Annotated in this window: 20 protein-coding genes; 13 read left to right on the top strand and 7 right to left on the bottom strand. The window is 66.8% G+C overall.

Annotated elements, in window-relative coordinates; genetic code table 11:
- Nucleotides 1-2: 2 nt before the first annotated feature.
- The 3 genes from KYT87_RS12520 to KYT87_RS12510 form a co-directional block, all read right to left on the bottom strand.
- On the bottom strand, nucleotides 3-1,127 hold the full coding sequence (locus KYT87_RS12520) for a TRAP transporter substrate-binding protein (protein WP_219992366.1): 1,125 nt from the start codon (nucleotides 1,125-1,127) through the stop codon (nucleotides 3-5).
- Between the two features lie 282 nt (nucleotides 1,128-1,409).
- Entirely contained in the window at nucleotides 1,410-2,042 is a 633-nt protein-coding gene (locus KYT87_RS12515; protein ID WP_046807488.1) for a glutamine cyclotransferase, read from the bottom strand.
- Nucleotides 2,043-2,074: 32 nt separating this feature from the next.
- The gene (locus tag KYT87_RS12510; RefSeq protein WP_219992654.1) at nucleotides 2,075-3,304 is read right to left on the bottom strand and encodes a helix-turn-helix domain-containing protein; all 1,230 of its coding nucleotides are present in this window, start codon (nucleotides 3,302-3,304) and stop codon (nucleotides 2,075-2,077) included.
- A 503-nt stretch (nucleotides 3,305-3,807) separates the two neighbouring features.
- Between KYT87_RS12510 and KYT87_RS12505 the strand changes: the two genes are divergently transcribed.
- The 9 genes from KYT87_RS12505 (at nucleotide 3,808) to KYT87_RS12465 (ending at nucleotide 15,529) form a co-directional block, all read left to right on the top strand.
- Nucleotides 3,808-4,686 (top strand): DUF3348 domain-containing protein, encoded by an 879-nt coding sequence (locus KYT87_RS12505; RefSeq protein ID WP_219992365.1) that lies wholly within the window; start codon nucleotides 3,808-3,810, stop codon nucleotides 4,684-4,686.
- Nucleotides 4,687-4,696: 10 nt separating this feature from the next.
- Nucleotides 4,697-8,320 (top strand): DUF802 domain-containing protein, encoded by a 3,624-nt coding sequence (locus tag KYT87_RS12500; protein WP_219992364.1) that lies wholly within the window; start codon nucleotides 4,697-4,699, stop codon nucleotides 8,318-8,320.
- On the top strand, nucleotides 8,317-8,967 hold the full coding sequence (locus tag KYT87_RS12495) for an OmpA family protein (RefSeq protein ID WP_219992363.1): 651 nt from the start codon (nucleotides 8,317-8,319) through the stop codon (nucleotides 8,965-8,967). Before KYT87_RS12500 ends, KYT87_RS12495 begins: the two co-directional genes overlap by 4 nt.
- A gap of 148 nt (nucleotides 8,968-9,115) precedes the next feature.
- A complete protein-coding gene (locus KYT87_RS12490; protein WP_255594168.1) occupies nucleotides 9,116-9,787 on the top strand; it encodes a DUF2894 domain-containing protein in 672 nt (223 codons plus the stop codon).
- A 111-nt stretch (nucleotides 9,788-9,898) separates the two neighbouring features.
- Entirely contained in the window at nucleotides 9,899-11,812 is a 1,914-nt protein-coding gene (locus tag KYT87_RS12485) for a radical SAM protein (protein WP_219992361.1), read from the top strand.
- A 175-nt stretch (nucleotides 11,813-11,987) separates the two neighbouring features.
- Complete coding sequence (locus KYT87_RS12480; RefSeq protein ID WP_046805912.1) at nucleotides 11,988-12,230, top strand: ParD-like family protein; 243 nt, start codon at nucleotides 11,988-11,990, stop codon at nucleotides 12,228-12,230.
- Nucleotides 12,231-13,022, top strand: coding sequence for a type I methionyl aminopeptidase (gene map / locus KYT87_RS12475; RefSeq protein ID WP_046805911.1), 792 nt, complete (start codon nucleotides 12,231-12,233; stop codon nucleotides 13,020-13,022).
- 153 nt (nucleotides 13,023-13,175) lie between these two features.
- Entirely contained in the window at nucleotides 13,176-14,459 is a 1,284-nt protein-coding gene (locus tag KYT87_RS12470; protein WP_255594089.1) for an MFS transporter, read from the top strand.
- Between the two features lie 299 nt (nucleotides 14,460-14,758).
- Nucleotides 14,759-15,529, top strand: coding sequence for a glutathione S-transferase family protein (locus KYT87_RS12465; protein ID WP_255594088.1), 771 nt, complete (start codon nucleotides 14,759-14,761; stop codon nucleotides 15,527-15,529).
- A 69-nt stretch (nucleotides 15,530-15,598) separates the two neighbouring features.
- On the opposite strand, the gene sodC is transcribed toward KYT87_RS12465, so the two are convergent.
- The 4 genes from sodC to KYT87_RS12440 all read right to left on the bottom strand — a co-directional run bounded on the left by sodC (nucleotide 15,599) and on the right by KYT87_RS12440 (nucleotide 20,043).
- Nucleotides 15,599-16,123, bottom strand: coding sequence for a superoxide dismutase family protein (sodC, locus tag KYT87_RS12455; protein WP_046805909.1), 525 nt, complete (start codon nucleotides 16,121-16,123; stop codon nucleotides 15,599-15,601).
- Between the two features lie 145 nt (nucleotides 16,124-16,268).
- The gene (locus tag KYT87_RS12450; RefSeq protein ID WP_143215434.1) at nucleotides 16,269-17,513 is read right to left on the bottom strand and encodes a DUF445 domain-containing protein; all 1,245 of its coding nucleotides are present in this window, start codon (nucleotides 17,511-17,513) and stop codon (nucleotides 16,269-16,271) included.
- A 124-nt stretch (nucleotides 17,514-17,637) separates the two neighbouring features.
- Nucleotides 17,638-19,053, bottom strand: a complete 1,416-nt coding sequence (locus tag KYT87_RS12445) for an AI-2E family transporter (RefSeq protein WP_255594087.1) — start codon at nucleotides 19,051-19,053, stop codon at nucleotides 17,638-17,640.
- A 60-nt stretch (nucleotides 19,054-19,113) separates the two neighbouring features.
- Nucleotides 19,114-20,043 carry a LysR family transcriptional regulator gene (locus tag KYT87_RS12440; protein ID WP_104143790.1) on the bottom strand — a complete coding sequence of 310 codons (930 nt, stop codon included), beginning with the start codon at nucleotides 20,041-20,043 and terminating at the stop codon, nucleotides 19,114-19,116.
- A 194-nt stretch (nucleotides 20,044-20,237) separates the two neighbouring features.
- Between KYT87_RS12440 and KYT87_RS12435 the strand changes: the two genes are divergently transcribed.
- The 4 genes from KYT87_RS12435 to KYT87_RS12420 all read left to right on the top strand — a co-directional run bounded on the left by KYT87_RS12435 (nucleotide 20,238) and on the right by KYT87_RS12420 (nucleotide 26,028).
- Nucleotides 20,238-22,361, top strand: a complete 2,124-nt coding sequence (locus KYT87_RS12435; RefSeq protein ID WP_219992360.1) for a 3-hydroxyacyl-CoA dehydrogenase NAD-binding domain-containing protein — start codon at nucleotides 20,238-20,240, stop codon at nucleotides 22,359-22,361.
- A 124-nt stretch (nucleotides 22,362-22,485) separates the two neighbouring features.
- On the top strand, nucleotides 22,486-23,670 hold the full coding sequence (locus tag KYT87_RS12430; RefSeq protein WP_219992359.1) for an acetyl-CoA C-acyltransferase: 1,185 nt from the start codon (nucleotides 22,486-22,488) through the stop codon (nucleotides 23,668-23,670).
- Between the two features lie 18 nt (nucleotides 23,671-23,688).
- On the top strand, nucleotides 23,689-24,885 hold the full coding sequence (locus KYT87_RS12425; RefSeq protein WP_104143785.1) for an acyl-CoA dehydrogenase family protein: 1,197 nt from the start codon (nucleotides 23,689-23,691) through the stop codon (nucleotides 24,883-24,885).
- A gap of 9 nt (nucleotides 24,886-24,894) precedes the next feature.
- The gene (locus tag KYT87_RS12420; protein WP_219992358.1) at nucleotides 24,895-26,028 is read left to right on the top strand and encodes an acyl-CoA dehydrogenase family protein; all 1,134 of its coding nucleotides are present in this window, start codon (nucleotides 24,895-24,897) and stop codon (nucleotides 26,026-26,028) included.
- The last annotated feature ends 11 nt before the right edge of the window (nucleotides 26,029-26,039 follow it).

The following is a 26,039-nucleotide window of genomic DNA, read 5'->3' as shown; positions in this document are numbered from 1 at the left end:
GGTCAGGCCGGCTTGCTGGTGCGCGAAAAATAATGGTTGTAGGCCATCCGGTAATTGACCGAGGTATCCCCGTGCCAACGCCCCACCCGCTCAGCAAATGCGCGCTGCGAATCCAGCACTTTCTTGAACAGCGGATTCTCGGCGGAACGCTTGGCGATCATCTCGTCCCAGATCTTCAACTGTTGCTGCAAGATGGCGTCCGGCGTCTTGTAGAACTTGACGTTGTGTTCCTTCTGCAGCTTGATGTAGTCCTGCGAATAGCGGTTTGCCGCCTTCCACGACATATCGGCGCTGCTGGCCTGCGCCGCGTAGCTAAGCACGTGCTTCAAGTGCGGCGGCAGCGAGTCGTACTTGGCCTTGTTGAACAGCACTTCAAACTGCTCCGCGCTTTGGTGAAAGCTTTGCAGCATGCAGATCTTGGACACGTCTTGAAAGCCCAGCGCCAGGTCGGACGACGCGTTGTTGAACTCGGCGCCATCGAGCAGCCCGCGATCCAGCGCCGGCACGATTTCGCCGCCGGGCAAGGCGTTCACCGCCGCGCCCATGGCCGTGTACATGTCGATGGCCAGGCCCACCGTGCGGAACTTCACGCCCTTGACGTCTTCCACCTTGGTGACCGGGCGCTTGAACCATCCAAACGGCTGCGTCGGCATCGGGCCGTACATCAACGACACCACGTTCACGCCCATGGCCTTCTGGATTTCGGTCAGCAATTCCTTGCCGCCGCCGTATTCATGCCAGGCCAGCAACATGTTGGCATCCATGCCGAATGACGGCCCCGAGCCCCACAGCGCCACGGCCGTGTTCTTACCGTACCAATAGGCCACGACGCCGTGCCCGCCGTCCAGCGTGCCGGCCGATACCGCGTCCAGCAGGTCGAACGCCTTGACCACCGCGCCGGCCGGCAAGACTTCGATCTTCAACTGGCCGACGGCCATGTCGTTGACCTTTTGCGCATAGTCGCGCGCGAACTCGTGAAAGATGTCGTTGGCGGGCCAGGTGCTTTGGAACCGCAATGACACCGGCGCATTCTGCGCCCGTGTCACGGCAGGGAAACCCAGTGCGGCGGCGCCGGCGACGGCAGCGCCCGAGATGAACTTGCGGCGGGGCTTTGTGACGTGTTGCATGGCTACTTGTCTCCTTGGTGGACTACATGGACCAGCGTGTAGTAACTGCACCTGCGGGGGACGCGGGGAAACGCCTGCTGCGAGCTTCCCGGTGTCGGGGCTACGACTGCGTTGCAACTTTGTGCTGATTAAACCTTCCTGACTAACAGCTGACAATCAGCTGTTTGTCAGGACTTACCCTAGCCGAATGACCTAGCGCGTTTGGTTGCAATAAAGCAAGCGCGCCGCCATGTGCGGACATGGCGGCGCGCGGGCAAGAACGCCGTTCGGCGTGCGGGTGAATCAGGTCGGGCGGCGCACGGCGCGCACCTTGCCCGCGTTGCCGCCGCCGCAGAAAAAGCGGTCGGCGCCGTCGGATTCCAAACCCGATACGCCCACGCCTTCGGGCATGTCGATGCTTTCCAGCACGGCGCCCGTGTCGGGCTCAAGACGCCGCAATTCGCGCGCGTTTTCTTCCCAGGTGCCGTGCCACAGCTGGCCGTCCACCCACGTGACGCCGGTCACGTAGCGGTTCGAATCGATGGTGCGCAGGACGCGGCCCGTCTCCGGGTCCACCTGGTGGATCTTGCGTTGTTGGTACTGCCCGACCCACAACGAGCCGTCGGCCCAGGCCATGCCCGAGTCATCGCCGCCGCCCGGCGCGGGAATGCTTGCCAGCACCTTGCCGCTGACCGGGTCCAGCTTCTGTATTTTTCCTTCGGCGATCTGATAGAGATGCTTGCCGTCGAAGGCCGTGCCGGCGTTGGCCACGACGTCCAGCGTGCGCAGGGTTTCGCCGGACTCAGGGTCCAGCGCGATCAGCTTTTCGCCCAGCGCGACCCACACATGGCGACCGTCGTAGCTGACGCCATGCACGGCGTCGGCACCGGGGAACGGGCCGTATTCACGGACGATTTCAGCTTGGCTTCGTTTCATGGTTGCTTCCTTGAAAGAGGGGAAACTTCATCCTACTGACCGGGCATGAGAGTGGGGAGTAACAAGCTTGTCGTGAACGCCGGCACGCTGGGCGTCGTCCAGCGGCGCGCCCTGCCGTGGCCCAGCGGCAGCACCTGGCCCGACGCGGCCAGCGCATCCAACGCCCGCTGCACGGTGCGCTGACTGGCGCCCAGCGCCAGCGCCAGGGCCGAGCTGGACCAGGCCTGGCCATCAACCAGGCAAGCCAGCACTGCGGCATGATCCCGATCGGCCACGTCGACCGGACGCGCCAGCACGATGACGCCCAGATCGGCGTGGGGTTGCAGCGCAAAGCCGTCACGCGTGGCGGTCACCGCCGCCAATGGCCGCAACGCGGTCCGCAAGCGTCCGATTTCCACACGCAGGCGGGCGCGATGCGAATCGTCTTGAAAGCCGGTGCGAAAAGCGCGGGCAATCAGGAATTCGCGGCTGACATCGTGTGGCCAGCCCTGGGCAAGCAACCGCGCCAAGGCAAACAGAATCGGGCGGCTGGCCAAAGGCACGATCAGTTCGCCTTGCCGCACGGCATTGCGGCACGCGTCGATGATCAGCGCCGGGGACGCCAGCAGCGCCTCGGCGTCAGCCAGCGTCAGGTCGCGCGTGCCGTCCGGCGTGACGTGACGGGCGGCCACCGCATGCAGCGCCTGCACGGCGTGGTCCACTTCGGCCACCAAGGCGGGCACGCCGGCCTGGCGCGCGGCGTGCTCGGCACGGGCCAGCGCCGCTGCGGCGTCGTGCGCGCGCACCCGGCGCAACGCGATGCCGCCCGCGATCAATTCGTGGATCGCGCGGGACGCGGCAGGCATGGCCGGGGCGTCCACGCCGGCCAGGGCCTGGTCGGCTTCGTCCAGGCGACCCAGCAGCAATAGCCGCCGCGCCTGCAAGTAGGCGGCGTGCGCCGCGTTGACGGGGTCGCCGTGGACGGACAAGGCGGTGCGAGCGGCGGCCAGCGACTTTTCGGGCCACGCCAGATCGCGCGACGCCAAGGCGACTTCGGCTTCGGCCACGATGCAACGGGCGCGCGCGGCCGGGTTCGCTGGCCCGAAGGCACGCGCGGCCTTGCGCAACAGCGCGTTGGCCCGGGCGAAGTCGCCCAGTTGCGCCATGGCGATGCCGCGCAAGGCCAGCGCCGGGGCATCGTCACGCAGCGACACCTGGTTCAGCGCCGTCAATGGGTCGCCGGCGGCCAAGGCACGCGCCGCGCGGGTGATCGGCAAATCGATGGAGTGCTCAGGCAACTGAAGTTTCCCTGTATGGGCTTGGGCTTGGGCTTGGGGCTTGGGCCTTGGCATTGGCTTCAGCTTTGGCTTGGCTTCGGCTTTGGCTTGGCTTTGGCTTGGCTTTGGCTTGGCTTTGGCTTTGGCTTCGGCTTTGGCTTGGCTTCAGCTTTGGCTTCGGCTTTGGCTTGGCTTCAGCTTTGGCTTCGGCTTTGGCATTGGCCTCGGTCTCGCCGGGGTCCGGGCTTCGGCCTTGGCTTCGGCCGCGCATCAATCTACCACCGCTGGCCGTGGCCTGATCTCCTGTTCCGCCAGCCCCGGCCCTGCCCCTGCCGCCCGCCACCAGCCGCCCTGGCGGCCCGCGCCTTCGGCTCAGGCGCAACGCTCGTGGCAAGCACGACGCGTGCGTGGGGGCAAGGGATGCGACCCCATTTACATAGTCACCATGGTTCCCCCACCCTTGGGCGGCCCGCCAGCGTGTAAACTCCCCCCTTTTTGACTCTGGTGGTATGTTGCAAGCCCCACAGCGCACAGGTTTAAGCGGCCCGACGCTCATTCGCTTGCTGACTCGCCTGACGGATGTCGACGTTCCGGAATCCAGGCAATCGTTGTCCGACCATTTGAGCCAGTGGCTTGGTTGGACGGACGCGATCGCACTGTCCGCGGCCCTGAACACGAGCCCGCCGGTGATCGCCCCCGGCGCGCGCATGTTCAGCAGCGCCGAAGAGCGGGAATGCGCGCGCGTGCGCACGACGCTGGCAGACGCCATCGCCAGCGACACGGCAGCCACAAGCGCCAAGCGGATCGTGCCGGGACAGGCGCCGGCCAAGAAGTCGGCGGCCGTCGAGCAGGCCGAGGCCGATTACTCGAATTTTCGTCAGCGCTACCTGTCGTTGCAGCACACGATGGAGACCAGCGTGGGCAACTTGCGCAGCCGTCTGCGCGGAATGGTCGCGGCCAAAAATGGCGAGATGACCCGTCTGGCCGTGGTGGACGCCATCATGGACCGGGCGCTGCTGCCCAAGGAACGCGCGCTGTTCGGCGCGATCCCCAAGCTTTTGCAGGGGCATTTCGAGCGCTTGCGGCTGGCCGAGGCGGCGGCGTTGGCGCCCGTGGATGCTCCCGTGGATGCGTCTGTGGATGCGCCCGTGGACGCACCCGCTGCCGAAGCCGACGCTGCACCGCCCACCGATGGCGCCGCCAAGCTGGATAACGGCAACGGCAACGGCAACGGCAAGGCGCCCGCGCCGGCAACCGCACCACCGCCTGTCACCCCCGGCGCCTGGCTGGACGTTTTCCGCAAGGATATGCGCAGCGTCCTGCTTGCCGAATTGGATGTTCGACTACAACCGGTCGAAGGGCTGCTTGCCGCCCTTCGCGCCAGCTAACCAGGACACCATGTCCAAGACTCTGATCAATTTCGTTGTATTTGTGGCCGGCTTGGCCGTTGTGGGCTGGATTGGCGCGGGCTATGCGGGGACGAACCCGCTGGCGCTGGCCGTGACGCTGCTGATCGGCATCTGCTATCTGGCGGGCGCTTGGGAACTGCTGCGGTATCAGCAGGCCACCAGCGGACTGGCGCGCGCCAGCACGTCACTGAACGAACCGCCGGCCAGCCTGGCCTCGTGGCTGGACCAATTACCGGCCAGCCTGCGCAACGCCGTCCGGCTGCGCGTGGAAGGCGAACGGGTGGGTTTGCCCGGCCCGGCGCTGGCCCCTTATCTGGTCGGCCTGCTGGTTTTGCTGGGCATGCTGGGCACCTTTTTAGGCATGGTTGTGACGCTGCGCGGCACCGGCATGGCCTTGGAAAGCGCCACTGACCTGGGCGCCATCCGCGCCTCGCTCGCCGCGCCGGTCAAGGGCCTGGGCTTTGCGTTCGGCACCTCGATTGCCGGCGTGGCGACATCCGCCATGCTGGGCCTGCTGGCCGCGCTGTGCCGCCGCGAACGCGTCCAGGCCGCGCAGCTGCTTGACGCCAAGATCGCCACCACGCTGCGCGTGTACTCGCAAAGCTATCAGCGCGAAGAATCGTTCAAGCTGCTGCAACGCCAAGCCGAAGTCATGCAGCGTCAGGCCGAAGCCATGCCCACGCTGGTTGACCGCCTGCAAGCCATGATGCAGGGCATGGAACAGCAGACGCGTTCCCTGAACGAACGCCAGTTGGCCAGCCAGGACGCGTTCCAGGGCAAAGCCGAGGCGGCGTACGCCCGCCTGGCTGCCGTCATGGAGCAGTCCATGAAAGAAGGCGTGGCCGAAAGCGCGCGCTCTGCCGGCGTGGCCTTGCAGCCAGTGGTGCAAGCCACGATGGAAAGCCTGTCGCGCGAAACCGCCAGCCTGCAAGACACCGTGGCCCAGGCCGTGCAGCAGCAACTGAGCAGCCTGACCTCGGGCTTCCAGGCATCCACCAGCAATGTGGCCGACATCTGGAACCAGGCGCTGGCCGGCCAGCAACGCGCCAGCGAGACGCTGGCGCAAGACCTGCGCGCCTCGCTGGACCGCTTTGCCGAAACCTTTGAACAGCGCTCGGCTGCCTTGCTGGACGGTGTGTCGGCGCGGCTGGAAGCGTCGTCGGGCAACCTGTCCGAGGCCTGGACGGCGGCGTTGTCGCGCCAGGAACACGTCAGCGAAAAGCTGGCGGGCGACAATCTGCAAGCGCTGACGGCTGCCGCCGCCAGCTTCGAAAAGCACTCGGCATCGCTGTTGCGCACACTGAACGATTCGCACAGTTTGCTGCAATCGGAACTGGCCTCGCGCGACCAACAACGCCTGGCCGCCTGGACCGAAACGCTGGGCGCCATGGGCGCCACGCTGCGCCAAGAATGGGAACAGGCCGGCACGCAAGCCGCCACCCGGCAACAGGCCATCAGCGACACACTGGCGCAGACCGTGCGCGACATCAACGCCCAGGCCGCCGCGCAAGCCAGCGTGCTGGAAGCGGTGTCGGCCCGCATGGAAGCCGCCGCCAATAACGTGTCTGACCGCTGGAACACTGCCCTGGATCGCCAGAGCGAAGTGGCCGAAAAGCTGGCTGCCGACAACCAACAAGCCCTGACCACCGCCGCCGCCGCCTTCGAGCAGCATTCTGCATCGCTGCTGCGCACGCTGGACCAGTCGCATGCGGACCTGCAAGCGGCGTTGGCGTCCAAGGACGAAGCGCGTCTGGCCGCCTGGACCGAATCGCTTGCCGCTGCGGCTGCCACCCTGCGCGCTGAATGGGAACAGGCCGGTGCGCAGACCGCGACTCGGCAGGAAGCCATCAGCGCCGCGCTGGCCGGCACCGCGCGCGACATCGGCGCGCAAGCCCAAGCGCAGGCGCAGCTGCTGCAAAACGTATCGACCCGCCTGGAATCCGCCGCCAACAGCGTGTCGGACCGCTGGAACACCGCGCTGGATCGCCAGAGCGAAGTGGCCGAAAAGCTGGCCGCCGACAACCAACAAGCCTTGACGACCGCCGCCGCTGCGTTCGAGCAGCATTCGGCATCGCTGCTGCAAAAGCTGGACCAGTCGCACGCCGATCTGCAAACGGCGCTGGCCGCCAAGGACCACGAACGCCTGGCTGCCTGGACCGGCACGCTGACCGCCATGGCGGCCACGTTGGGGCAGGAGTGGAAGGCCGCGGGCGACCATACCGTGGCGCGCCAGCAGGAGATCAGCGACGCACTGGCGCTAACGGCGCTGGACGTCACCGGCCAGACCGAAGCGCAGGCGCGCCTGCTGGAAAGCGTGTCTGCCCGCCTGGAAACCGCCGCCAGCAGCGTGACGCAGGCGTGGACCGAGGCGCAGGCGCGCCAGGAACAGGTCAGCGCCAAGCTGGCCGCCGACAACCAGCAAGCCCTGACGACCGCCGCCGCCACGTTCGAGCAGCACGGCGCATCGCTGCTGCAAAAGCTGGATCAATCGCAGGCCGATCTGCAAGCCGCGCTGGCGTCCAAGGACGAAGCGCGCCTGGCTGCCTGGACCGGCAAGCTGGCCGCGCTGGCCGATGCGCTGGGCCAGGAATGGGAATTGGCGGGCGCGCAGGCCGCCACCCGCCAGCAGGAATTGACGCAGGCGCTGGCGCACACCACGCAAACAATCACGGCGCAGGCCGAGGCGCAGGCAAGCGTGCTGGAAACCGCGTCCACCCGCCTGGAGACGGCGGCAAGCCAGGTCACCCAGGCCTGGACCGACGCCCAGGCGCGCCAGGAGCAGGTCAACCAGCAACTGGCCGACGGCAACCAGCAGGCGCTGGAGGCCGCCGCCGCCACGTTCGAACAGCATTCGGCATCGTTGCTGCAAACGCTTGACCAATCCCACGCCGATCTGCAAGCAGCACTGGCCGCCAAGGACGAAGAACGCTTGGCCGCGTGGACCGGCAAGCTGGCCGCCGTTGCCGACACGCTGGCGCAAACCGCCAACGACATCACCGCGCAAACGCAGGCGCATGCCAGCGAAACCATCACCGAAATCGGCCGATTGGTGCAAGCCGCGTCGGAAGCGCCCAAGGCCGCCGCCGACGTCATCGGCGAACTGCGCCAGAAGCTGTCCGACAGCATGGTGCGCGACAACGACATGCTGCAAGAGCGCAACCGCCTCTTGGAAACGCTGGACACCTTGCTTAACGCCGTCAACCACACCGCCGCCGAACAGCGCACGGCCGTGGACGCGCTGGTGGCCTCGTCGGCCGAGCTGCTGGAACGCGTGGGCACGCAGTTCACCGACCGCGTCCAAGCCGAGACCGGCAAGCTGACCGATGTGGCTGCGGCAGTGACCAGCAGCGCCGTGGAAGTGGCCAGCCTGGGCGAATCGTTCGGCGCGGCGGTGCAGCTGTTCGGCGAGTCCAACGACAAGCTGGTGGCGCACCTGCAACGCATCGAAGCGGCGCTGGACAAGTCCATCGCGCGCGGCGACGAGCAACTGTCGTACTACGTGGCGCAAGCGCGCGAAGTGGTGGACCTGAGCCTGATGTCGCAAAAGCAGATCATTGAAAACCTGCAACAGCTGGCCACCCAGCGCGCCACCGCCGGAGAGCAGATCGCATGAGCGAGGACATCGACGGCGGCGTCGAAGCCGCCGCACCGGCCTGGGCCGTCTTCGGCGACTTGATGTCGGTGCTGCTGGGCGCTTTCGTGCTGATTCTGGTCAGCGTGATCGGCGTGCAGCTGCAACTGTCGACGCAGCTGGAAGAAGAGGTCAAGCAACGCCAGGAAGAAACGCAGCGGCGCGAAACGCTGGAGCAGGCGCTGGCGGGGCCGCTGGCCGCCGGCCGCGTGACCTTGATCAACGGCCGCATCGGCATCAGCGGCAGCGTGCTGTTCGCCTTGAACTCGGACCAGTTGCAGCCCGAAGGGCGCGAGGTCTTGAAGACACTGATCGAACCGCTGGCCGCGTACCTGAAGACGCACGACGAAATCCTGATGGTCAGCGGCTACACCGACGACCAGCAGGTGCGCGAAGGCAACCGCCGCTTTGCGGACAACTGGGACTTGTCGGCGCAGCGCGCGCTGACGGTCACGCGCGCGTTGATCGACGAAGGCGTGCCGTCCGCCACCGTGTTCGCCGCCGCCTTTGGGTCCGAGCAGCCGGTGGCGTCGAACGCCGACGAAGCCGGCCGCGCCAAGAACCGCCGCGTGGAAATCACGCCTATCCCGAAGCCGTCCAATGAGCCGGGAAAGCCGCGTGAACAGTAACGACGATATCGGCGGCGCGGTGGATGCCGTGAATGGCGTGGACGGCGTGAACGCGGCGGATGCCGTGGACCCGATCGATGCCGTCCAGGCCGCCCACGCCGTGGATACCGCGGGCGCCGCCGACGCGGCGGACGCAGCGGGCGTTGACGTGCCCACCCTGGCGGCACAAGCCACCCTGGACGCCTGGGGCGACAGCGGCGCCGACCGCCTCGACCCGGTGCGCTTTCGCTTTCTTCAAGCCATGGCGCGGCGCACCGCCCCCCTGCAAGGCCTTGCCCGCCAACAGCTGGAGGACAAGTTGGACACGCATCTGCGCGCTTATGCGCAGCTGCTGGAGGCAGTGGAGCCGGACGCTTTGACGATGGATTCGGCCGAGGCATCGCCTGCCGCCCCTGCCACCCCCCAATCCGCCCCCGCCGCGCTGACCCAGCTGCTGGCCTACCTGACGTACCCCGACGCCCCGGACAACGACCCGACCTGGGACCGCGATGCGCTTGGCCTGCGCGAGGCATATCCCGACGTGCAGATGCTGGAGTATTTTCGCGGCGTCTGGTCGCGCGTCAGCGCCGACCGACAGGTGCGCCAGTCGCAAGAGCAGGTGCACAAGAACGCCGGTCCGCTCAATTCCAACCAGCTGGTGCACCGTGCGCTGTCGCTCATGCGCGAGTTGTCGCCCGGTTACCTGCAACAGTTTCTGTCGTACACGGACGCGTTGATGTGGATGGAGCAGATCCACGCGGCCACGGCGCCCGCGCCCAAGGAAAGCACGCGCTCGGGCGCCGCGAAAAAGACCTCGCGGGCGAAGGCGCGGCAAGGCTAGCCGCTGCGGCCGGGTTGCCGGCCCTGCCTATAATTAAGCCCATCCGTATCCGGCCACCCCGTCGGCCACCCATCGCCCCCACCCGCTTTGACGGCCCCGTCGCCGTACCTCATGTCCACCTTGCCTATCCGTGTGCTGTCGATCATCCCCCCGATGACCCAGCTCAATACGCCCTACCCCTCCACCGCCTATCTGACCGGCTTTTTGCGGTCGCGGGGGGTCACTGCCTATCAGGAAGACCTGGCGCTTGCGCTGGTGTTGCGCCTGTTGTCGGGCGACGGCCTGCGCGCCGTGGCGGACCGGATCGCCACGTTGCCGCTTGAAAAGCACACGCCCGCCATCCAGGCGTTCGTGGCGATGCAGCCGCGCTACCTGGCCACCATCGGCCCGACCATCGCGTTTTTGCAAGGCCGCGATTCCACGCTGGCGCACCGCATCGTGGGCCGTAACTTTCTGCCGGAAGGCCCGCGTTTCAGCACCTTGGACGTCTATATGGACGAAGACGGTGGCGACCCGCTGGGCTGGGCGTTCGGCGCCCTGGGGCTGCAAGATCGGGCCAAGCACCTGGCCACGCTGTACCTGAATGACCTGGCGGATGTGCTGCGCGACGCGGTGGACTCGCGCTTTGAATTCGTGCGCTACGCCGAATCGCTGGCCGGCAGCCAACCCACGTTCGACCCTTTGGCCAACGCCCTGGCCGGCGCGCCCACGCTGGTGGACGACACGTTGCACGGCCTGACGATCGACGCCCTGGCCCGCCATCAGCCAACGATGGTGCTGCTGTCGGTGCCGTTTCCGGGCGCGGTATACGCGGCATTCCGCATTGCGCAAACCATCAAGGCGCAGGACCCGGCCATCATCACCGTGCTGGGCGGCGGCTTCGTCAACACCGAACTGCGCGAACTGAAAGACCCGCGCGTGTTCGACTACTTTGACTTCGTCAGCCTGGACGCCGGCGAACGCCCGCTGCTGGCGCTGTTGGAACACGTGCAAGGCAAGCGGTCGCGCCAGCGCCTGGTGCGCACGTTTCTGCGCGACAAGGACAGCGGCGCCGTCCAATACGTGAACCTGGTCGAACCGGACGTGGCCTTTGCCGAAGTCGGCACGCCCACGTGGGACGGCCTGCCGCTGGACCGCTACCTGTCGCTGCTGGACATGCTGAACCCCATGCACCGCCTCTGGAGCGACGGGCGCTGGAACAAGCTGACCGTGGCGCATGGCTGCTACTGGAAAAAATGCAGCTTCTGCGACGTCAGCCTGGACTACATCGGCCGTTACGAGGGCGCATCCGCCTCGGTGCTGGCCGACCGCATCGAAGCCATCGTGCAAGAAACCGGGCAAACCGGTTTCCATTTCGTGGACGAAGCCGCGCCGCCCAAATCGCTGAAGGCGCTGGCCACCGAACTCATCGACCGCAACGCGGGCATTTCGTGGTGGGGCAATATCCGCTTTGAAAAAACGTTCAGCCCGGAATTGTGCGAACTGCTGGCGGACAGCGGTTGCATTGCGGTGTCGGGCGGCCTGGAAGTGGCGTCCGACCGCTTGTTGAACCTGATGAAGAAAGGCGTGTCGGTGGATCAGGTGGCGCGCGTCACGCGGGCGTTTTCCGACGCCGGCATCCTGGTGCACGCCTACCTGATGTACGGCTTTCCCACGCAAACGGTGCAAGACACCGTGGACGCGCTGGAATACGTGCGCCAGCTGTTCGCCAACGACTGCATCCAAAGCGGCTTCTTCCACCGCTTTGCCTGTACGGTGCATTCGCCGGTGGGCAAGAACCCCGAGGAATACGGCGTCACGCTGCAACCCCTGCCGCCCGTCACGTTCGCCAAGAACGACATCGGCTTTCATGACCCCACGGGCGTGGACCACGACGCGCTGGGCCGCGCGCTAAAAAAGGCCATCTACAACTTCATGCATGGCATCGGCCTGGACGAAGACGTGCGTACGTGGTTCCCGTTCAAGGTGCCCAAGACCACCGTGTCGAAAAACCGCATCGCCCGCGCTCTCAGCCAGCAAGGCTGAAGCCGGGGCGCACGCCGGCCGGGGCTGGCTCCGGGTGGCTCCGGTTTGCTCCGATTTGCCCGGATTGCCCCGGTTGCCCCGTCTGCCCCGTTTGCCCCGTTTGCCGCGTTTGCACGCTATCGTCGCGCGCAGTACTATACGATCCATATACAAACCATATACGGATCATTCCTTCATGGGCCTCGTCAAAATTTCCGAGCAGATGCATGAGAATCTGCGTGTCGCCAGCAGCGCGCTCAGCCGCTCGATCAATTCCCAAGCTGAACATTGGATGCGCATCGGCATGCTGTCCGAGCTTTACCCCGAGATGTGCCACGCGGACATCTGCCAGTTGCTGATCCGCATCGAACAAAGCGAAGGCTTCACGATTGCATCGCTGTCCCGGCGCACGCCGGACGCCGCCCAGGAGGTTGCGTAAATGGCGCGCAAGGTTTCCATCAAATCCGCCGCTGATATCGCCATGGCCCGCAAGGCAGGCGCCATGGCGGCCGAAGTGCTGCACATGATCGGCGAACACGTGCGGCCCGGCGTCACCACCGACGAGCTGGACCGCATCTGCAACGAATACATCGTCAACGTGTTGAAGGCCATTCCGGCCAACGTCGGTTACCACGGCTTTCCGAAAACGATCTGCGCGTCGGTCAACCACGTCATCTGCCACGGCATCCCGTCGGCCAAGGTGCTGAAAAACGGCGACATCCTGAACATCGACGTGGCCGTCATCAAGGATGGCTGGTTTGGCGACACCAGCCGCATGTACTACGTGGGCCAGCCCAGCCCCTTGGCGCGCCGCCTGGTCAACACCACGTACGAAGCCACGCGCGCCGGCATCATGGCCGTCAAGCCCGGCGCCACGCTGGGCGACATCGGCCACGCCATCCAGACGGTGGCGCATCGCGAACACTTCAGCATCGTGCGTGAATATTGCGGCCACGGCATCGGCCAGATCTATCACGACGAGCCGCAAGTGCTGCACTACGGCCGCCCCGGCGAAGGGCTGGTATTGCAACCCGGCATGATGTTCACGATCGAACCGATGATCAACGCCGGCAAGCCGGCCACCAAGCAGTTGCCGGACGGCTGGACGGTGGTCACCAAAGACCGCTCGCTGTCGGCGCAATGGGAACACATGGTGGTTGTGACCGACACCGGCTACGAGGTACTGACGCCCTGGCCCGACGGCTACGGCGACTATCCGCCGATACCCTGACGGGAAGTGTGACCGTTGCGGCGGGCCGCGCGGCCTGTCGCCCCAACGTCGCGGGGTCCATGGCAAGGACCGGAGTGCAGGCCATCAAGGGCACGATCATGATCGTGCCCTTGCCGTTTCCGGCGCGATTGCAGCCCCCTGCCCCATTCCTTCATGCCCGTCCCGCCCGTCCTGTCTTCCCTGCCCGCCGCCTTTCGCCGCTTGGCCGCGTCCAACCTGGCCGCCCAGTTTTCCGAACAGATGGCATTGGCCGCCGCCCCGTTGGTGGCGGTGTTGACGCTGGGCGCCACGGCCGCGCAGACCGGCGCGCTGCAAGCGGCGCAGACCTTGCCGTTTCTGCTGCTGTCCCTGCCGGCGGGCGTCCTGGCCGACCGAATGTCGCGCAAGGCGCTGATGACGGGGGCCGAATGCGTGCGCGCGGCCAGCCTGTTGGTCTTGCTGGCGCTGCTTTGGATGGGCGCGCTGAACCTGACGTGGCTGGCGGCGCTGGGTTTCCTGGGTGCAGTGGGCACCGTGGCGTACAACGTATCGGCCCCGGCGCTGGTGCCGCGCCTGGTGCGGGCCGGCGACCTGGCCAACGCCAACCGCTGGCTGGAGTTGGCGCGCAGCTGCGCGTTCTCGGCCGGGCCGGCTGCGGGCGGCGCGCTGGTGGGCTGGATGGGCGCGCCCATCGCCTATGTGCTGGCCACCACCTTGTCGCTGCTGGCGGCGGTGTGCCTGGCGGGCTTACCGCAAGAGGCGGGGTCTGATGCAGGAGCGCCTGCGCGGGATGCGCCTCCCGTTGCCGCCCCCCTGCGCCCCGGCATCGTGGCGCAATTGCGCGAAGGCGCTGCGTTTGTCACGGCACATGCATTGCTGCGTCCCGTGCTGATCACCGCCGTGTTCTTCAACACCGCCTGGTTCATCCTGCAAGCGGTGTACGTGGCGTACGCCATCGACCGGCTGGGCCTGAGCGCCACGGGCGTGGGCATCACGCTGGGCGTGTATGGCGCCGGCATGCTGGCCGGTGCGTTGGCGGCGCCGTGGCTGGCGCGCCGGCTGAGCTTCGGCGCGATGATCGCGGCCGGGCCGTTGACGGCGTTGGTGGCAAGCGGCATCTTGCTGTCCACCCTGGCCTACCCGTCCGGCGTGTGGGCGGCCCTGGGGTTCTTTCTGTTCGGCGCGGGCCCGATTCTGTGGACGATCACCACCACCACGCTGCGCCAGGCCGTCACGCCCAATGCGCTGTTGGGCCGCGTGTCGGCGGTGATCCTGACCGCCACGTTCGGCGCCCGCCCGGTCGGCGCGCTGATCGGCGCGGGTCTGGCGGCGCGCGTGGGGGTCGAAGCGTGCCTGTGGGCGTCCACGGCGGGGTTCGTGGTTCAGTTCCTGGTGCTGTTCGCGTCGCCGGTGTTGCGGCTGCGCAGTCAGCCGGAAAGCGTCGGCGCGGGCGCATAGCGCGGCGTTGCCATCAGGCGGGCTGGATGGATGGCTGGCTGGTGGCTGGTGGCTGGTGGCTGGTGGCTGGCTGGCCGGACGTTACGACGAATGCCACGCGGGCTGTTGCGGTCGTCGGTGGGCGTTTCTGTATCTGGCGGGGCACGACACGGCCCGTTAGACTCGCCCCTGTCCGCGCGCCGGTAAGCCGATGGCGTACCCCCTTAGCTGCCTCTCACTTCATTTGCCCTCACTTCATCTGCGCCCACTTCATTTGCGCCCACTTCATTTGCGCTCCCCCCACAATACGCCGCCCCCGCATGATGCTGAAAATTCTAGGTAAAGCTTCGTCCATCAACGTGCGCAAAGTGCTTTGGACCTGTGCTGAATTGAACCTGCCTTTCATCCGCGAAGACTGGGGCGCGGGCTTTCGGCCCACCAGCGACCCGGAATTTCTGGCGCTGAACCCGAACGCCATGGTGCCCGTCATTGAAGACGGCGACTTCGTGCTGTGGGAGTCCAACAGCATCATCCGCTACCTGGTGGCGCAATATGGCGGCGATGCGCTCTACCCCGCCAATCCCAAGACACGCGCCCGCGTGGACCAATGGATGGACTGGCAGGCCACTGACCTGAACCGGTCATGGAGCTACGCTTTCATGGCGCTGGCGCGGCATTCCCCGGCACACCAGGACGCGGCAAGCATCGACGCCTCGCGCCGGGCATGGGCGTTCTATATGGGGATACTGGACGCGCGACTGGCGGCGACCAAGGCCTACGTCGCGGGCGACGCATTCACGCTGGCAGACATCGCCATCGGCCTATCCGTCAACCGCTGGTTCGCCACGCCCTTCGCTTTGCCGACCTTGGCGCCGAACGCCGCAGCGCCCGCTGCTACGAACGCTGCACCGTCCGCCGCACCGACCGCCGCACCGACCGCCACACCGACCACGACGCCGCCCGCCTCGCTATCCGCCGCGGCGTCATTGCCTGCCTTCGACAAGCCCGCGCTGCCCGCGGTGCAGGCCTACTACGATCGCCTGACCGAGCGCGACGGCTATCGGCTGTACGGCCGCAACGGCGTGGCCTGACCCTGGCAGGCGGGCGACGCCGCGCCCGCATGCCCTGTCCGCACGCCCCGCCCTGACGCCCTGTCCGCGCTACTTCACCACGCCGCAAACCAGTCGGCCGCCTCCGCCGCCCAAGGGCGCCGGGGTGTCGCTGTAGTTGTCGCCGCCCACGTGCACCATCACCGCATGCTTTTTCACGTCGGCCAGCTTCAGATGCGGCGCCACCACGGCTTTTTTGGCGGTGCCATCGGCGGCCACCACGATGAAAGGCAGATCGCCTTGATGGCCGTCGGTGGCCATGGGGCCCTTGTGCGCCTTGGTGCCCTTGGGGTCCAGGTGCCCGCCCGCCGCGCCGCCGGGCGCCATCTTGTCGTTCACCATGCCTGGCATGCACGAGCCTTTTTCATGCACATGAAACCCATGCTCGCCGGGCGGCAGGCCTTTCAGGTGGGGCGTGATCTGCAAGCCGCCCTTGGTGTCCTTCAGGGAAATCGTGCCGGCGCTTTTGCCCAGGCCCTCGGCAGTCAGAAACGACATCGTGACGTCTTCGGCCAAGGCCGCGCTGGATGCGCCCGCCAACGTCAGGCCCGCAACCAGCATCGAGATTTTCTTCATGAAGTGCCTCCTGGAATCATGCACGCAAGGTGCGGATGCCCAGCCACGGCGACCGTGCCGCCTGGCCGATGGCGCAGAAAACAATAGCACCGGCGCGCCAACGCGCGCCAGCACTCTTCCTTCCTGATACAAGCCATCAGGCTTGTTAACGATTCAGCAGCAGCACCAACGCGTGCAACGCCACGCCGATCAAGCCGCCCACCAGCGTGCCGTTGAAACGGATGTATTGCAGATCGCGGCCCACGCTCAGTTCCAGTTCATCGACCAGATGGCGTTCGTCCCAGTTCTTGACCGTGCGCGAGATGTGCTCCGTCACGCCGATGCGCAGCCGCCCGGTCAGCCGCCGCGCGCTGCCCAGCACGTGGCTGTTGATGGCTTCGCGCAGGCCGGGGTCTTCGCCCAGCTTGCGGCCCAGTGCCAGCAACGCGCTTTCAAGGTGAGCCGCCAGCGCCGAGCCTTCGTCGGACAGATCGCGCCGCAGCGCCGCGTGGATGTCGTCCCACAGCCCTTGCACGTATTCCTGCACCTTGGGGTGGTCAATGGCGCGCTGCTTCAGTTCTTCAACCTGGGCGGACAAGGCCGGGTCGGCCTTCAGGCGTTCGATGTAGTTCAACACCCACGCCTCGTAGTCGCGGCGCACGGGATGGTCGGGTTCGGACAGCACGTCGCGCAGCTCGTCCATCAACGCCATCGCCAGCCGGTCCGCCAGGTTGTCGGCGATGCCGTCCACCGACTTCACCGCGTTCACGGCCGCGATGATGCGCGGCCATTCCTTGCGCGCGAATTTCACCAACAGCGTCGACGCGCGGTCCTTGACCTCGTCCTGGCCCAGGTAGCCGCCCAGCCGTTCCATGGCGGCATCCAGCAATTCCTGATGGCGGCCGTCGCGCGTCAGCAGGCCCAGCACTTCGCCCACCGTGCCCGCCGCGTCCCAACGGCGCAGGTTCTTCACGACGAATTCCTGGATCACGCCGCGCACGGCGTGGTCGTCCAGCATGTCCAGCGTTTGCAGCGCCACGCGGCGCGCGCCGTCGCTCAAGGCCTGCGCCTGCCTGGGCCGCACCAGCCAGCGTGACAGCCGCGCGGCGGGATCAAAGACGCGCAGCTTTTCCATCAAGGTATCCGGGTCCAGGAAGTGGTCGCGCACGAACACCGCCAGGTTGTCGCCGATGCGGTCTTTGTTGCTGGGGATGATGGCGGTGTGCGGGATGGGCAGGCCCAGCGGGCGGCGAAACAGCGCCACCACCGCGAACCAGTCGGCCAGCGCGCCCACGGTGGCGGCTTCACAGAACGCCCGCACCCAGGCCCACGCGCCTTGTCCGCCCATGACGTGGCTGGTGATGAAGCCGCACACCATGGCCACCAGCAACGCCAGCGCGGCGATTTTCATGCGCCGCAATTGCGTGCGGCGCACATCGGAAGCCAGGGACGAATGCGTGGCGAACGCGGCGGCGGGCGAGGAAGTTTCGGGCATGGCGGTTCCGGCGTGGCGAGGCGTCAGCATACCAACAGCGCTATTCGCCCAGGAACTCCGACACGGCCTCCAGCCCTTCGATATGGTCGGCCACCACCTTCGCGATAAAGGCGATGGGCACGGACAGCAGCGTGCCCCAGATGCCCCACAACCAGGTGAACAGCAGCAGCATCATAAACACCGCCACCGAGTTCATCCGGGCAATGCGGCCCGACATCCACGTGGTGACCAGCACGCCGATCAGCAAGGCGATCACAACCGAACTGCCCGCCACCTGAAGCGCCGGCCCGATCTCGCCGAACTGAATCAAGGCGGCCACCCCCGTGCCCACCGCCGTCAGCAGCGGGCCAAAGTACGGGACGATGTGCAGCGCGCCCGCCACCACGGCCCAGGTAGCGGCGTTTTCCAGGCCCAGCAGCCGAAACGCCCCCCACGACAGCACGCCCAGCGCCACATTGGTCACCAGCATCATCGCCATATACATGTGGATAGAGCTGTTGATCTGGTCCAGCATGTGCACGCTGATCTTTTTCTGCGACAAGGTCTTGCCCGCCACCTTGACGAACTTGCGCTTGAACGCGTTGCCCGACAGCAGCAGGAAGAACACCAGGAATACGCTCATCGTCGCCTGGCCCAGGAAGGTGGCCAGGCCCTTGGAGCCCCACAGCAGGAATTCGCTGAATCCCGCGTCCGACTTCGTCACCACAACCTGGCGGCCGGGCGGGATGCCGCCGGTTTCCTGCAGCACGCTGGCCGCGCCCTTGATGCGTTCGATGATGGAGCCGTCGCCGCTGGCAAAGCCGCCCAGCGTGCGCGAGATCTTGCCCGAGATCTCGGGCAAGGCGTCCACGATGGAAGTGACCTGGCTTTGCGTGGCATACACCAGCCCGGCCAGGCCGAAGGCGATCACGGCCATCAGGATGACGATGCCGATGGGACGCGGCACGCGGACGCGCTCCATTAGCGCGACGGCCGGGTCCAGCGCATACGAGACCACGATGGCCATGACCACCGGCACGATGAATTCCTGCGCCATCTTCAGTGAGAACAGCACGGCCAGCACGGTCAGCGTGGTCAGACAGGCGCCGCGGGCCCAGACGTGCGTGACGTCAGGCGCGGGCTCGGGGACGATGCCGGCGTCCTGGACCGTGGCTTTTTCGTCCGAGGCACGATCATCCGGCCCCGACTTTTCCGCCGCGCGTTCTTCGGGTGATTTTGGCTCGGCCGCGCCGGCCGCAACCGCCACGGCCTTCGCCTGGGCGGCGTCCGCTGCGGGGCCTGCCGTGTCAGGCACTGTGGTGTCGCGCGTGCGGTCCCGCGCGCTGTCCTGCGTGCCGTCCCGCGTGCCGTCCCGCGTGCCATCCCGCGTGCCATCCCGCGTGCCATCCCGCGTGTCATCCCGCGTGTTGTCACGCGTGTTGTCCGGCGTCTTGTTCGCCGGTGTCGCGCTATCCATCCCGCCCCCACTTTCCGTTTTTTGGTTGAGGTGGTCAGCAAGTATCGTGCCCGGCGCTTGTCAGCCCTTCACCGCCAGCAGGCCGGCCTGCCCTTCGTGACTGCGCTGCGCGCGTTCCAGGATGAATTCGATCAGCATCGAAATCGCGCGCGGATGGTGTCGGTTGGGCATGTACAGCATATACATGCCGCGTCCAAAAATGCTTAAACGCCATGGTGTCAGCACCGGCAGCAGTTCGCCCCGCGCAATGTCGTCGTGCACCACGTAATCGGGCACCACGCCCACGCCCAGCCCGGCCCGGATGGCATCGCGCAGAAATGCGTAGTTGCGGGAAATCACCGTCGGTTCCAGCACCACGTGCTGGCGCGGCTGGCCGTCGTAATACGCCGATAGCCGCAGCGGCCTGCCGATCACGGCGGCGCTGATGACCGGCAGTTGCGCCAGGTCTTCCGGGCGTTCGGGCAAGCCCCGGGCGTCGGCATAGGTCTGGGACGCGCATGCCACGTAGCGCACCAGGCCCAATTCGCGCGCCACCAGGTTTTGCGGAGGCTCGGACATGATGCGCACCGCGATGTCGACCTCGTCGCGCAGCAGATCGTCCACGCTGTTCTCGAACAGCACGTCCAGCACGATGTCGGGATAGGCCGCCTTGAATTCCAGCAGCCAGGGCGTCATCACGAATTGCCCGTAGCCGCTGGGCACGCTCAGCCGCACCTTGCCCTGCGGCGTCTTGCCCAGCGTATCGACGGCTTCGCGCGCCGCCACCAGCTCGTCCTGAATGCTGCGGCCATGTTGATACAGCTTCAGGCCGATCTCGGTGGCCTCAACGTGCCGGGTCGTGCGCCGCACCAGCTGCATGCCCACCGACCGTTCCAGCTGGTTCAGGTGATAGCTGACGTTGGCGCGCGTCATCTTGAGCCTGCGCGCCGCTTCGCTCAGGTTGCCGGCGTCCAGGATATCGACCAGCAAGGTCAGGGATTTGGTGTCCATGGTGTCTCCTTGCGCGGCATTGTCAAATTTTATTATCCGTAGTGTCAATTCCAGATGTCATTGTCAAGACATCTTTACTGCGAAAGAATAAAGAAATAAGAGATCAGCGATACGCGACAAGCGATCAGCGATAAGCCGTTACCGGCTTGCCCAGGCGCCGCCCCGGCGGACGCCTTACCGGAGACAAGGACCCCATGACGGACAGCAGCCCTGCCGGCGCCGCCCACGCGCGCCGCGACGAAGACATCCTGGTCATCACCCTGGACCATCCTCCCGTGAACGCCCTGAGCGCCGATGTGCGCCGCGACCTGGCCGACGCCATCCAGGCAGGCCAGGCCGATACATCCGTGCGCGCCATTCTGTTGGTGGGCGCGGGCAAGAACTTCATCGCGGGCGCCGACATCCGCGAATTCGGCAAACCGCCCAAGCCGCCCGCGCTGCCCGACGTGTGCAACCACATTGAGGCCAGCACCAAGCCCGTCGTCGCCGTGCTGCATGGCGCGGCGTTGGGCGGCGGCCTGGAAGTCGCGTTGGCCGCGCACTACCGCGTGGCGCTGGCCAGCGCCAAGCTGGGCTTGCCCGAAGTGAACCTGGGCCTGTTGCCCGGCGCCGGCGGCACGCAGCGCACGCCCCGCCTGATTGGCGCGGCGGCGGCGCTGGACCTGATGCTGTCCGGCAAGCACCTGTCAGCCGACGCCGCTTTGCGTGCGGGCTTGGTGGATACGCTGGCCGACGGCGACGACGCCTTGGCGGCCGGGCTGGCCTACACCCGCCAGCTGTTGGCACAGGGCGCCGGCCCGCGCCGCAGCCGCGACGCCACCGCCGCGCTGGCCGACAAGGCCGCCGCGCTGGCCGAAGCCGCCGCCGCCGGCGAACGCGTCGCCCAGACCCTGCGCGGTTTGTATTCCCCCGCGAAGATCGTCGAAGCCGTGCGCGCCGCCATCGAACAACCGTTTGACGAGGGCCTGCGTACCGAACGCGCCTTGTTTCTGCAATGCCTGGACAGCCCGCAACGCGCCGGCCTAGTGCACGCCTTTTTTGCCGAACGCGAAACCACCAAAATCCCCGAACTGAAGGAAGCCAAGCCGCGCCGCCTGGACAAGATCGGCGTGGTGGGCGGCGGCACGATGGGCGCCGGCATTGCCGTGTCGGTGCTGGACGCGGGCCTGCCGGTGGTCATGGTGGAACAGGACGACGCCGCGCTGGAACGGGGTCGCGCCCGCGTGGCGCAGGTCTACGACCGACTGGTGAAAAACGGCCGCATCAGTGCGCAGGAACGCGATGCGCGGCTGGCGCGCCTGACCGGCGCCACCACCTACGATGCGCTGGACGATGCAGACCTGATCATCGAGGCGGTGTTCGAGGACATGGACGTCAAGCTGGCCGTCTTCGCGCAGCTGGACCGCGTGGCCAAGCCCGGCGCGGTGCTGGCCACGAACACGTCTTACCTGGATATCAACCGCATCGCCTCGGCCACGCGCGGCCCGGCCGACGTGCTGGGCCTGCACTTCTTTTCACCGGCCAACATCATGAAGCTGCTGGAAATCGTGGTGGGCGAACATACCGCCCCCGACACGGTGGCCACCGGCTTCGAATTGGCGCGCCGCCTGCGCAAGACGCCGGTGCGCGCCGGCGTGTGCGACGGCTTCATTGGCAACCGCATCCTGGCCGTCTACCGCCAGGCCGCCGACATGATGATGGAAGACGGCGCGTCGCCCTATGACATCGACGCCGCCGCGCGCGAATTCGGCTACCCGATGGGCCCGTATCAAATGGCGGACCTGGCGGGCGGCGACATCGGCTGGGCCACGCGCAAGCGCCGCGCCGCCACCCGCGACCCGGCGCTGCGCTATGTGCAGATCCCGGACCGGTTGTGCGAACGCGGCTGGTTCGGCCAGAAAACGGGCCGGGGCTTCTACCAATATCCCGACGGCGCGCGCGTGGGCACGCCGGACCCCGAGGTGCTGGCCATCATCGACGAAGAACGCCGCCGCGCCGGCGTTACGCCACGCGCCTTTACCCACGAGGACATCCTGCGCCGGTATCTGGCCGCCATGGTCAACGAGGCCGCCAACGTGCTGCACGAAGGCATCGCGCTGCGGCCGTCGGACGTGGACGTGGTGTTTCTGTCCGGCTACGGCTTTCCGCGCCATCGCGGCGGCCCGATGCACTACGCCGACAGCGTGGGCGCGGCGCAGGTGCTGGCCGACATCCGCGCCTTTGCCAAAGAAGACCCGGCGTTCTGGAAGCCGTCGCCCTTGCTGGTGCGCCTGGCCGAATCCGGCGGCACCTTCGCCAGCTTGAACCAAGGCGCTTGAACGCGGGGCAATCCATGCAAGCCCCGATCGCCACCCAGGATCGCCGCGCCGGGCCGCTGCACCGGATCGCAGCCACTTAGCACGGCTGCCTGATCCCTGCCCCTTACTTTTTACTGGAACTCTTATGCGCGAAGCCGTCATCGTCTCTACCGCCCGCACCCCCATCACCAAGGCGGGGCGCGGCGAATTTAACCAGATCGCCGGGCCCACGCTGGCCGCGCACGCGGTGCGCGCCGCCGTTGATCGCGCCGGCATCGACCCCGCGCTGATCGAAGACGCCTTCATCGGCTGCGGCTACCCGGAAGGCGCCACCGGCCGCAACATCGGCCGCCAGGCCGTCATCCGCGCCGGCCTGCCCGTCAGCGTGGGCGGCGCCACCATCAACCGTTATTGCGCGTCGGGCCTGCAAGCCATTGCGTCGGCCGCCGGCCGCATCGTGATGGACGGCGCGCCGGCCGTGATCGCGGGCGGCGTGGAATTGGTGTCCCAGATTCGCACTCGCGATGACGGCGTCAGCGGCATGGACCCGTGGATCCTGGCCAACAAGCCCGAGCTTTACCTGCCCATGATCGAAACGGCCGACATCGTGGCCGCGCGCTACGGCATCAGCCGCGAAGCGCAAGACCGCTTTGCCGCGCAAAGCCAGGCACGCACCGAAGCCGCGCAGGCCGCCGGCCGCTATCGCGAAGAAATCATTCCGGTCACCACCACCATGTCCGTCACCGACCGCGCCACCGGCGTGGTCAGCGAACGCGAAGTCACCGTGGACCAGGACACCTGCAACCGCCCCGGCACCACCTACGAAGCCCTGGCGGGCCTTGCACCCGTGCGTGGCGAAGGCCAGTTCGTCACGGCCGGCAACGCGTCGCAGCTGTCCGACGGCGCCGCCGCCTGCGTGCTGATGGAAGCGGCCGAGGCGCAGCGCGCCGGCATCCGCCCGCTGGGCGCGTTCCGGGGCCTGGCCATTGCCGGCTGCGAGCCCGACGAAATGGGCATCGGCCCCGTCTACGCCGTGCCCAAGCTGCTGGCGCGCCACGGCTTGAAGGTCCAGGACATCGACCTGTGGGAACTGAACGAGGCGTTTGCGTCGCAAGCGCTGTATTGCCAGGAAAAACTCGGCATCCCCATGGACCGCCTGAACGTGGACGGCGGCTCCATCGCGCTGGGCCACCCGTTTGGCGTCACCGGCGCGCGCCTGGCCGGCCATGTACTGATCGAAGGCCGCCGCCGTGGCGCCCGCTACGCCGTGGTCACCATGTGCATCGGCGGCGGCATGGGCGCGGCCGGCCTGTTTGAAATCTATGCTTGATATCGCCTGAGGATCGTCATGGACCTGGAATTCACCCCCGAAGAAAATGCCTTTCGCGACGAAGTACGCGCGTTCCTGGCGGCCAAGCTGCCGCGCCGCCTGTCCGACAAGGTCAACCTGGGCAAGCTGCTGACCAAGGACGACATGGTCCAGTGGCACGCCATCCTGAATGAACAAGGCTGGCTGGCCACGCACTGGCCCGTGCAATACGGCGGCACCGGCTGGAGCGCCACGCAGAAGTACATCTTTGACAACGAATGCGCGCTGGCCGCCGCGCCGCGCATCGTGCCCTTCGGCCTGAGCATGCTGGGGCCGGTGCTGATCAAGTACGGCAACGACGCGCAGCGCCAGTACTGGCTGCCCCGCATCCTGGACGGCAGCGACTGGTGGTGCCAGGGCTATTCGGAACCGGGCGCGGGGTCCGACCTGGCCTCGGTCAAGACCACGGCGGTGCGCGATGGCGATCACTACATCGTCAATGGGCAGAAGACGTGGACCACGCTGGGCCAGTACGCCAACATGATCTTCTGCCTGGTACGCACGTCGCAGGAAGGCCGGCGCCAGGAAGGCATCAGCTTTTTGCTGATCGACATGAACAGCCCCGGCATTGAAGTGCGCCCCATCATCACGCTGGACGGCGAACACGAAGTCAACGAGGTGTTCTTCTCGGACGTGCGCGTGCCGGTGGCCAACCTGGTGGGCGAAGAAAACCGTGGCTGGACCTGCGCCAAGTACCTGCTTACCTACGAACGCACCAACATTGCCGGCGTGGGCCAGTCCACCGCCGCGCTGGAACGCTTGAAGGCCGTGGCCGCCAAGCAAAAAAAGAACGGCCGCCCCCTGGCCGAAGACCCGGACTTTGCCGCCCGACTGGCGCGCGTGGAAATTGAATTGGCCAACATGCGCACCACCAACCTGCGCGTGGTGGCGGCGGTGGCAGGCGGCGGTGCACCGGGCGCTGAAAGCTCGATGCTGAAGATACGCGGCACGCAGATCCGCCAGGAAATCACGGCGTTGAACCGCCGCGCAATGGGCCCGTACGCGCGCCCCTTCGTGCCCGAAGCGCTGCATGACGGCTATGACGCCGCCCCCATCGGCCCGGAAGGCGCCGACAGCGCCGCCGCGCAGTACTTCAACAACCGCAAGCTGTCGATCTTCGGCGGCTCCAACGAAATTCAAAAGAACATCATTTCCAAGATGATCCTGGGACTGTAAGGGCCGGCCATGAACTTTGAACATACCGAAGACCGGCGCATGCTTTCCGACATGCTGCGCCGCTTTGTCACCGAGCAGTACGACTTTGCGACCCGCGAACGCAATGCCCAATCGCCCCAAGGCTATAGCGAGGAGTTCTGGCGCCGTTATGCCGAGCTGGGCGCGATCGGCGCCCTGTTTACCGAAGCCGACGGCGGCTTGGGCGGCGCGGGCTTCGATATCTCCGTCGTCTTCGAGGCCTTGGGGCGCGGCTTGGTTGTTGAACCCTTTTTGGACGCCTTGATGGTGGGCAGCGCGATTGCCGCCGCCGGCACGCCCGCCCAGCGCGAAGCGCTGGACGGCCTGATCGCGGGCAGCATCACGGCCGCGCTGGCGCAGGCCGAACCGGACTCGGGCTACGAACTGTCGCGCGTCAGCACGCGCGCCGAACGGTCAGGCGAGGGCTGGGTGCTGAACGGCGCCAAGGCCGTTGTCACGGCGGGTGAACATGCCGACCTGTTCCTGGTGTCGGCGCGCACATCAGGCGCGCAAGACGACGAAGCGGGCATCAGCCTGTTCCTGGTCAGCGCGGGCACGGCCGGGCTGGGCGTGCGCGGCTATGGCTTGATCGACGGCGGGCGCGCGGCCGAAGTCGCGCTGGACAACGTCAAGCTGGGCCCCGAGGCGCTGCTGGGCGATGTGGATGCGGGCCATGCGGTGCTGGAACGCGCCGTGGGGCGCGGCATCCTGGCGCTGTGCGCCGAAGCCGTGGGCGCGATGGACTGCGCCCGCGACGCCACCTTGGAATACTTGCGCACGCGGCGCCAGTTCGGCACGCCTATCGGCAGCTTCCAGGCCTTGCAGCACCGCATGGCGGATGTCTTGCTGGAAATTGAACAGGCGCGCTCGGCCGTCATCAACGCCGCCGCCGCGCTGGACCACCCGGACCGCGCCACCCGAGAACGCGCGCTGTCCGCCGCCAAGTTCACCATCGGCCGCATCGGCACGCTGGTGGCCGAAGAAAGCATCCAGCTGCATGGCGGCATCGGCATGACCTGGGAATTGCCGCTGGCCCACTACGCCAAGCGCCTGGTCATGATCGACCACCAACTGGGCGACGAAGACCACCACCTGCGCCGCTACATCGCGCTGGCACAGGCGTGAACGGAGGCCGG

The sequence above is a fragment of the Achromobacter sp. ES-001 genome, assembly GCF_019448355.1.
Classification (GTDB): domain Bacteria; phylum Pseudomonadota; class Gammaproteobacteria; order Burkholderiales; family Burkholderiaceae_B; genus Achromobacter; species Achromobacter spanius_B.
The sequence above is the reverse complement of the archived record's forward strand: the minus strand, read 5'-3'. Positions and strand labels throughout refer to the sequence as shown.